The organism is Mesorhizobium sp. M7A.F.Ca.US.005.03.2.1, assembly GCF_003997795.1.
Classification (GTDB): domain Bacteria; phylum Pseudomonadota; class Alphaproteobacteria; order Rhizobiales; family Rhizobiaceae; genus Mesorhizobium; species Mesorhizobium ciceri.
In genome coordinates this window covers 1-8,369 of record NZ_RZRP01000202.1, presented here as the reverse complement: position 1 = coordinate 8,369, position 8,369 = coordinate 1, and the positions used below count along the sequence as shown (strand labels likewise).

The 8,369-nt window shown below is 62.3% G+C and carries 7 protein-coding genes and 1 pseudogene; 4 read left to right on the top strand and 4 right to left on the bottom strand.

Going from position 1 to position 8,369, the window contains the following annotated elements:
- Window positions 1-415: alpha/beta hydrolase (locus tag EN991_RS13735; protein ID WP_164769043.1), on the top strand; the 415-nt coding region annotated here is incomplete at its 5' end.
- A gap of 130 nt (window positions 416-545) precedes the next feature.
- Window positions 546-4,355, top strand: a complete 3,810-nt coding sequence (gene metH, locus EN991_RS13730; protein WP_127368958.1) for a methionine synthase — start codon at window positions 546-548, stop codon at window positions 4,353-4,355.
- 85 nt (window positions 4,356-4,440) lie between these two features.
- Here metH and EN991_RS13725 read toward each other — a convergent pair whose 3' ends face one another.
- The gene (locus EN991_RS13725; protein WP_013530216.1) at window positions 4,441-4,845 is read right to left on the bottom strand and encodes a VOC family protein; all 405 of its coding nucleotides are present in this window, start codon (window positions 4,843-4,845) and stop codon (window positions 4,441-4,443) included.
- Window positions 4,846-4,947: 102 nt separating this feature from the next.
- Between EN991_RS13725 and EN991_RS13720 the strand changes: the two genes are divergently transcribed.
- Together EN991_RS13720 and EN991_RS13715 are read left to right on the top strand one after the other, a co-directional pair.
- On the top strand, window positions 4,948-5,580 hold the full coding sequence (locus EN991_RS13720; RefSeq protein WP_024504795.1) for a TetR/AcrR family transcriptional regulator: 633 nt from the start codon (window positions 4,948-4,950) through the stop codon (window positions 5,578-5,580).
- A 164-nt stretch (window positions 5,581-5,744) separates the two neighbouring features.
- Complete coding sequence (locus EN991_RS13715; RefSeq protein WP_127368957.1) at window positions 5,745-7,139, top strand: multicopper oxidase family protein; 1,395 nt, start codon at window positions 5,745-5,747, stop codon at window positions 7,137-7,139.
- Between the two features lie 33 nt (window positions 7,140-7,172).
- Here the strand turns inward: EN991_RS13715 and EN991_RS13710 are convergent, their stop codons facing one another.
- The 3 genes and pseudogenes from EN991_RS13710 to EN991_RS13700 form a co-directional block, all read right to left on the bottom strand.
- Complete coding sequence (locus tag EN991_RS13710; RefSeq protein WP_023809203.1) at window positions 7,173-7,460, bottom strand: PTS sugar transporter subunit IIB; 288 nt, start codon at window positions 7,458-7,460, stop codon at window positions 7,173-7,175.
- A 19-nt stretch (window positions 7,461-7,479) separates the two neighbouring features.
- A complete protein-coding gene (locus EN991_RS13705) occupies window positions 7,480-7,941 on the bottom strand; it encodes a PTS sugar transporter subunit IIA (protein WP_127267974.1) in 462 nt (153 codons plus the stop codon).
- A gap of 119 nt (window positions 7,942-8,060) precedes the next feature.
- Window positions 8,061-8,369 (bottom strand): annotated as a pseudogene (locus tag EN991_RS13700) (PTS sugar transporter subunit IIC); the annotation flags it as partial.

Genomic DNA, 8,369 nt, shown 5'->3' with positions numbered 1-8,369 from the left:
CAGCGGATTCAAGCCGAGCCCGCATATGCATCTCGCCGGGCAGGAGACCTTCACCGGCGCCGAGGTGGAGGCCTATGCGCGCAGCACTTGCGGCGAGCCGTTCGAGCCGTTTCTCATCGACACGGTGGCGCGCACCGATGGACGGGCGCGGCGCCTGATGTTCGAAAAGTTCGCGGCCGGCACTGGCCGGAACCAGCGCGAGATCGTGGCCGGCAAGACGCCGCCGATCGCCGTTCTGAACGGCATCGACGAGCCATTCGTCAACACCGATTTCGTCTCGGCTGTGAAATTCTCCAATCTATGGGAAGGCAAGGCGCATCTGCTCGACAAATCCGGCCACGCGCCGTTCTGGGATTCGCCCGATCGCTTCGATCCGGTCTTCGCCCGCTTCCTGGCGAGCGTCGACAGAGCGTAGGTCCGTCGGAAAACCGGCGCCACGGACCCGCCTTCGCGTTGGGTGGGTGACAATCACGCGCATCTGCCGTATATTGACATAAACATATCCTTATGTGACATGAAAAGGCCTGTCGCCAAAGGGATAAAAAATGTCGCAGAATTCTGCCTCGCTGGACGCATTGTTCGGCCCCGTCGCGGCAAAACCGGACGGCTCGGAAGTGCTTGCCGCGCTGACAGCGGCGGCACGCGAGCGCATTCTCATCCTCGACGGCGCCATGGGCACGCAGATCCAGGGCCTCGGGTTTAACGAGGACCAATTCCGCGGCGAGGCTTTCGCCGGCTGCGCCTGCCATCAGCAGGGCAACAACGATCTCCTGATCCTGACCCAGCCCGGGGCGATCGAGGAGATCCATTATCAATACGCCATCGCAGGCGCCGACATCCTGGAGACCAATACTTTCTCCTCGACCTCGATCGCCCAGGCCGACTACGGCATGGAAGATGCCGTCTATGCGCTGAACCGCGATGGCGCGCGGCTGGTCAGGCGCGCCGCTGTTCGGGCCGAGCAGCAGGACGGCAAGCGAAGGTTTGTCGCCGGAGCGCTCGGGCCGACCAACCGCACCGCCTCGATGTCGCCCGACGTCAACAATCCCGGCTATCGCGCCGTGACCTTCGACGATTTGCGCCTCGCCTATGGCGAGCAGCTGCGCGGGTTGATCGATGGCGGCGCCGACATCATCCTGATCGAGACCATCTTCGACACGCTGAACGCCAAGGCGGCGATCTTCGCGGCGGAAGAGATCTTCATCGAGAAGGGCGTGCGCCTGCCCGTGATGATATCGGGCACCATCACGGACCTCTCCGGCCGCACGCTGTCGGGCCAGACGCCGACCGCCTTCTGGCATTCGGTGCGGCACGCCAGCCCCTTCACCATCGGCCTCAACTGCGCGCTCGGCGCCAACGCCATGCGAGCGCATCTGGCCGAAATATCCGGTGTCGCCGACACCTTTGTCTGCGCTTATCCGAATGCCGGCCTGCCCAACGAATTCGGCCGGTATGACGAAAGCCCGGACTTCATGGCCGCCCAGATCGAGGATTTCGCGCGTGAGGGACTGGTCAATGTCGTCGGCGGCTGCTGCGGCTCGACGCCGGAGCACATCCGCGCCATCGCCGAGGCGGTGCGGAAGTATCCGCCGCGCGCCATTCCGGACATTGAGCCCAGGATGCGCCTGTCCGGGCTGGAGCCATTCACGCTCACCGACGAGATCCCCTTCGTCAATGTCGGCGAGCGAACCAATGTCACCGGCTCGGCCAAGTTCCGGAAACTGATCACGGCGGGCGACTATGTCGCCGCGCTCGACGTCGCCCGCGACCAGGTCGCCAACGGCGCGCAGATCATCGACATCAACATGGACGAGGGTCTGATCGATTCGAAGAAGGCCATGGTCGAATACCTCAACCTGATCGCCGCCGAGCCGGACATCGCCCGCGTTCCTGTCATGGTCGACAGTTCGAAATGGGAGATCATCGAAGCCGGCTTGAAATGCGTGCAGGGCAAGCCGCTGGTCAACTCCATCTCGATGAAGGAGGGCGAAGAAGCCTTCCTGCATCATGCCAGGCTGGTCCGCGCCTATGGCGCCGCCGTCGTCGTTATGGCCTTCGACGAGGAAGGCCAGGCCGACACCAAGGCGCGCAAGGTCGAGATCTGCACCCGCGCCTACAAGCTCCTGACCGAGCAGGCCGGCTTCCCGCCCGAGGACATCGTCTTCGATCCCAATGTCTTCGCCATCGCCACCGGCATCGAGGAGCACGACAATTACGGCGTCGACTTCATCGAGGCGGCCGGCGAGATCACCGCGACGCTGCCGCATGTCCACATTTCCGGCGGCGTGTCGAACCTGTCTTTCTCGTTCCGTGGCAACGAGCCGGTGCGCGAGGCCATGCATGCCGTATTCCTTTACCATGCCATCCAGCGCGGCATGGACATGGGCATCGTCAATGCCGGCCAGCTCGCCGTCTACGATACGATCGAGCCTGATCTGCGCGAGGCCTGCGAGGATGTCGTGCTCAACCGCGCGCCGAAGGCCGGCGGCACCGCCACCGAACGCATGCTGGAGATCGCCGAACGCTTCAAGGGCACGGCCGGCAAGGAAGCGCAGGAGCGCGATCTCGCCTGGCGCGAATGGACTGTCGAACAGCGGATCAGCCACGCGCTGGTCAACGGCATCACCGAATTCATCGACGCCGACACCGAGGAAGCGCGGCTTGCCGCCGAGCGGCCGCTGCATGTCATCGAAGGCCCGCTGATGGCCGGCATGAACGTCGTCGGCGATCTGTTCGGCGCGGGAAAGATGTTCCTGCCGCAAGTGGTGAAGTCGGCGCGGGTGATGAAGCAGGCGGTGGCTGGACTGCTGCCGCACATGGAAGCCGAGAAGCTGGCAAACGCCGCCAACGGCATCGACAATGGCGAACGTAAAACGGCCGGAAAAATCCTGATGGCGACGGTCAAGGGCGATGTCCATGACATCGGCAAGAACATCGTCGGCGTGGTTCTCGCCTGCAACAATTACGAGATCATCGATCTCGGCGTCATGGTGCCGGCGGCCAGGATCCTGCAGACGGCGCGCGAGCAAAATGTCGATATCATCGGCCTATCCGGCCTGATTACGCCGTCGCTGGACGAGATGGCGCACATGGCTGCCGAGATGGAGCGTGAAGGCTTCGACATTCCGCTGCTGATCGGCGGCGCGACGACCAGCCGCGTGCACACGGCGGTGAAGATCCACCCGCGTTACAGCAAGGGGCAGACGGTCTATGTCACCGACGCCAGCCGCGCGGTCGGCGTGGTCTCATCCTTGCTGTCCAACGAGAGCAAGGATGGCTTTGTCGATACGGTGCGCGCCGAATACAAGAAGGTCGCCGATGCGCATGCCCGCTCGGAAGCCGACAAGCAGCGTTTGCCGCTGGCCAAGGCGAGGGCCAATGCGCATCGGATAGACTGGTCTGAATATGAGCCGCCGAAGCCGTCCTTCGCAGGCGTGAAGGTGTTCGAGAACTGGGACCTGACCGAGCTCGCGCGCTACATCGATTGGACGCCGTTCTTCCAGACCTGGGAGCTGAAGGGCCGCTATCCCAAGATATTGGAGGATGAGGCGCAAGGTGCCGCCGCACGCCAGTTGTTCGAGGATGCGCAGGCGATGCTGAACAAGATCATTGCCGAAAAGTGGTTCGCGCCGCGCGGCGTCATCGGCTTCTGGCCGGCCAACGCCGTCGGCGACGACATCAGGCTGTTTACGGACGAGAAGCGGTCGCAGGAACTGGCGACGTTCTTCACCTTGCGCCAGCAACTGACCAAGCGCGACGGCAAGGCCAATGTTGCCCTGTCGGATTTCGTCGCGCCGGCGGAGTGCGGCAAGGCCGATTACATCGGCGGCTTCATCGTCACCGCCGGCATCGAGGAGGTGGCGATCGCCGAACGCTTCGAACGCGCCAACGACGACTATTCCTCGATCATGGTCAAGGCGCTGGCCGACCGCTTCGCCGAAGCCTTTGCCGAGCGCATGCATGAGAAGGTGCGCAAGGAATTCTGGGGCTACGCGTCAGATGAAGCGCTGGCGCCCGACGAGCTGATCGGCGAACCCTATCGCGGCATCCGACCGGCGCCCGGCTATCCGGCTCAGCCCGACCATACGGAGAAGGCGACTTTGTTCCGGCTGCTCGATGGCGAAGGCAATGCCGGCGTGAGACTGACCGAAAGCTATGCGATGTGGCCGGGCTCATCCGTCTCGGGGATCTATCTGGCGCATCCCGAAAGCTATTATTTCGGCGTCGCCAAGGTCGAACGCGACCAGGTCGAGGATTATGCGCGCCGCAAGGCGATGCCGTTGACCGAGGCCGAGCGCTGGCTTGGCCCCATCCTCAACTACGTGCCGGCACACTATGCCGAGGCGGCTGAATAGCCGATGCCGGCGCGCCTGACGGAAGCGACAGGCGAATGCCGATCGCTTCTCCAGTGTCATCCTGGCCCGCTTCGATTCCTGTGGGCTATTGCATGGCCGACGGGTTCATCCACAGCAGCTCCCAGACGTTGCCGTCCGGATCTTCGATGTGGCGGTTGAACATGAAACCAAGATCCTGCGCCGGGTTGGGATCGGCGCGACCGCCTGCCGCCACGCCCTTCTCGATTACGACATTGACCTCGTCCTTGCTGTCGACGGTTAGTGCGATCAACATCTGGCTGTCCCGCTTGGGGTCGCCGATCGGGCGCGCTGTGAACTGGCTGTAATGCTGGTGCGTCAGCAACATGACCCCGATCGAGTCTGAGAACATGATCGAGCTGGACTGGTCGCTCGAGAACTGCGGGTTCAGCGTGCCCCCGATCGCGAGATAGAACTTGGTCGCCGCCTGCAGATCGCGTACCGGTAGATTGAGGAAGATCATTTTGGTCATCGGTCTAAGCCTTGCTGCCGTTGATGGGTACTAGCCAGTCTAGTACTGTAACTATGGCTACCATGCGGGAACGGTACCGTCTAGTACCGGTTGAGAGGCGCTATGAAAATTGATGGTGAGACCAGGTCGGCTCGCAAGGATCGTGAAATCATTGAAGCGGCTACGGCCGCCTTCATCGCCAAGGGCTATGATGGAACCAGCATGGAAGAGATCGCCACCAAAGCAGGCGCATCCAAGCAGACTGTCTACAAGCATTTCACGGACAAGGAGACGCTTTTCGGCGAAGTCGTCGAGTCCACCGCCAGCCAGACCAACGATGTCGTCGAGTCCGTGACGATGCTGCTTTCCGAGGCGAAATTCATGGAGGGTGGGCTACAGCAGCTTGCCCGACGCATGACAACGACGCTGATGGACGAAGAGCTGCTGAAGCTGCGGCGTCTGATTATCGCCAACGCGGATCGGATGCCGCAGCTTGGCCGGAGCTGGTATGAAAAAGGTTTTGAACGCATGCTTGCCTCGGTGGCATCATGCTTTCAAAAGCTTACCAGTCGAGGCCTGTTGCAGACCAGCGATCCCCGTCTGGCGGCCAGCCATCTCTTCGGAATGCTTCTCTGGATCCCAATGAACGAAGCCATGTTCACCGGAAGCAACCCGCGTTCGAAGGCGGACCTCGAGCGGCACGCCGATGCTTCGGTCGAAGCATTCCTTGCCGCCTATGGGGCGCGGCCGAAATAGTCGCGCGCCGCTCCGCCAGCGATGCTTATTGTGGTCGATTGTCCGTCCACGCCAGCGTCTTTTGCTTAAGGCCGGTGGCGGAGTCGGTTTAGGCACAGGATGCTCGCTTACGATCCAAGGCTGCGATAAACCCAGGGCAGCCGTCTTTGCAGCTGGAGCGTCAAATGACCGTACTCACCCGACGCCGGCTTTTGAAAACGGCAGCGATTGCCGGCGCAGGCGGGGTCGGGCTTTCGGCCATGGGCCGGCTTGGTGGCTGGGCCGCTGCCACGCCTGAGCCGGTGGTTTTGCAGACGGCAAAGATCCAGGCGAAGCTGATGGATATCGGCCAGACCAGGGATGTGCTGACCTATGGCAACGCCGGAATGCCGCCCGTGCTCAGAATGAAAAAAGGCCAGCCCTTCGCTGCACGCCTTGTCAACGCGATCGACGATCCGACGACGATCCACTGGCACGGTATTCGCGTTCCAAACAAGATGGACGGCGTGCCGTTCCTGGTCCAGCCCTACGTCTACACCGGCGATCATTTCGACTACGCCTTCACGCCGCCCGATGCCGGCACCTTCTGGTACCACCCGCATTGCAACACGCTGGAGCAGATGGGCCATGGCCTGACCGGCGTGATCGTGGTCGAGAATCCCAACGATCCGAAATTCGATGCCGAAATCGTCCTCAATTTGCGCGACTGGCGCCTCGGCGACGACGGTCAGTTCATCGACCAGTTCCGGCCGCGCGATGCCGCGAGAACCGGAACTTACGGCACGGTGCGCACCGCCAATTGGCTCGACCAGCCGCAATATGATGCGCCGGCCGGCGGACTGGCGCGGCTGCGCGTCGCCATCACCGACGTGACGCGAATCTACGCTTTTCACGTCGACGGTGCAAAGGCGACTGTCATGGCGCTCGACGGCAATCCGGTGCCTGAGCGTTTTTCGCCCGATGCCTTGCTGCTTGGACCCGGCCAGCGCATGGAGCTGGCCATACGCATGCCCGACGAGGAAGGCGCGATCGTCAGCTTGAGGGACGTCAGAGGCACCAAGCCAAAAATCCTGGCAACCCTGCGCGCGACAGGAAACTCCCTCAAACGGGACATTCGGGATCTTGCTCCACTGGAGCTCAATCCGGTGGCGGAAGTGGATCTCGCCAGTGCCAGGCATATTTCCCTGGCGCTCAGCGCCACGGCGGAAAACGTCCCGAGCGATGGCATCTGCGGCTCGCTTGGCTACAGTTTCTGGGCCATCAACAAAGTGCCGTGGCCCGGCGACACCAAGGATCCGACCGCGCCTCTGGCCGAACTGAAGCTTGGCCAAAGCTATGTCATCGACATGGAGAACCTGACGCCGCAATCCCATCCTATGCATCTGCACGGCATGAGCTTCAAGGTGCTGTCGTCCTCGACGCGCCAGGTTCAGCCTGTCATTTCCGACACCTATCTCATCCAGCCCAACGAGAAGGTTCAGCTCGGTTTCGTCGCCGATAATCCCGGCGACTGGCTGCTGCACTGCCACATCATCGAGCACCAGAAATCGGGAATGACGAGCTACGTCAGGGTGGTGTGAAGCCGCGTCAGCCTGCGCGTGGCGTCTGGACCGTCACTTGCGCAATTGAGCCTCGATCTCGTCGAGCACTTTGTCCTTGCCGATGCCGGTGAGGAAGGCGAGGCCCTTGATGACCGGCTTGGTCACCGAAGCGGAGATCGGGGTGGTTGCGACGATGAAGTCGACATTGTCGGCCAGTCCGGGCACTTCGGTGGCCTTTGCCTGCTGGGCATTGAAGGTGAGGCCGCGTTTCTTCATTTCCTCGGTGACGGCGACGTTGACCGCGGTCGAGGTGGCGATGCCCGTGCCGCAGGCGAAGAGAATGGTTTTCTGTCTGGACATCTCTGCTTCTCCTTGGTTATCAGCCGAGTACGGCTCGCACGTCTTCGAGGGTTCTGGCCGACCTCAAATCATCCAAGGCTTGCGGGTTCTGGATGGTGGCCATGACGGCCTGCAGCGCCTCAATCTGCTTGTCCTTGTCGTTGATGGCAAGCAGGAAAACGAAGCCGACCGGCAGCATCTCGTCGGGATCCTCCATGTTGGCGAAGGTCACTGGTTGCTTCAATGTGCCCATCGCGATGCCAGGCTTCAGCACATGCTCCGGATCGGTGTGCGGCACCGCGACATTGTCGGAGCGTTCCAGCGGCAGTCCGGTCGGGATGGTCAATTCGCGGCGCACGACCGCGTCGGCATAGGAGCTTTTGACATAGCCAAGTCTCTCCAGCCGGCCCGCCAGGATGCGGATGATCTCCTCATTGGTCGAGGCATCGGATCCGAGCACGATCGCGTCGGGATCCAGAAGCTGCATGAGGCCGTCGGACATTCTTTGCTCCGTCGATGAAATCGTGCGCCCCGAGGAGGGCGCACGATCGGGCTCCGTCGATGAAATCGGGCGCCCCGAGGAGGGCGTACGATCGGTTTGAAGGGTGGACCCTATCAGGTTCAGGCCGTCTCTTCGGCCGGCTCGTCTTCGGCGCCCGCGGCCCGCTCCCAGCCGAGCGGATTGCGGCGGTAGAGGACAAACAATGCCGCGATGACCACCGCGATCACGATGATGCCGACAAGTCCAAGCCCCTGGATCGCCTCGATGACCACGTAAGGCACCCACAGGAAGCCGTCGACCACCGAGGTGATCTGCAGCGCATCCGCCGGCAGCTTGAAGCCCGATGCGACGGCAGCACTTGTGAACAGCGGCGCCAGCGCGTTGGCGACGTAGAAGCCGATGGCCAGCGTCACCGTGCCGATCACCAC

What these genes read in the sequence shown, in the direction of transcription:
- EN991_RS13715 (WP_127368957.1), top strand. Translation starts at nt 5,745, where the DNA reads ATGACCGTACTCACCCGACGCCGGCTTTTGAAAACGGCAGCGATTGCC.
- EN991_RS13705 (WP_127267974.1), bottom strand. Translation starts at nt 7,941, where the DNA reads ATGTCCGACGGCCTCATGCAGCTTCTGGATCCCGACGCGATCGTGCTC.
- EN991_RS13720 (WP_024504795.1), top strand. Translation starts at nt 4,948, where the DNA reads ATGAAAATTGATGGTGAGACCAGGTCGGCTCGCAAGGATCGTGAAATC.
- EN991_RS13725 (WP_013530216.1), bottom strand. Translation starts at nt 4,845, where the DNA reads ATGACCAAAATGATCTTCCTCAATCTACCGGTACGCGATCTGCAGGCG.
- EN991_RS13710 (WP_023809203.1), bottom strand. Translation starts at nt 7,460, where the DNA reads ATGTCCAGACAGAAAACCATTCTCTTCGCCTGCGGCACGGGCATCGCC.
- metH (WP_127368958.1), top strand. Translation starts at nt 546, where the DNA reads ATGTCGCAGAATTCTGCCTCGCTGGACGCATTGTTCGGCCCCGTCGCG.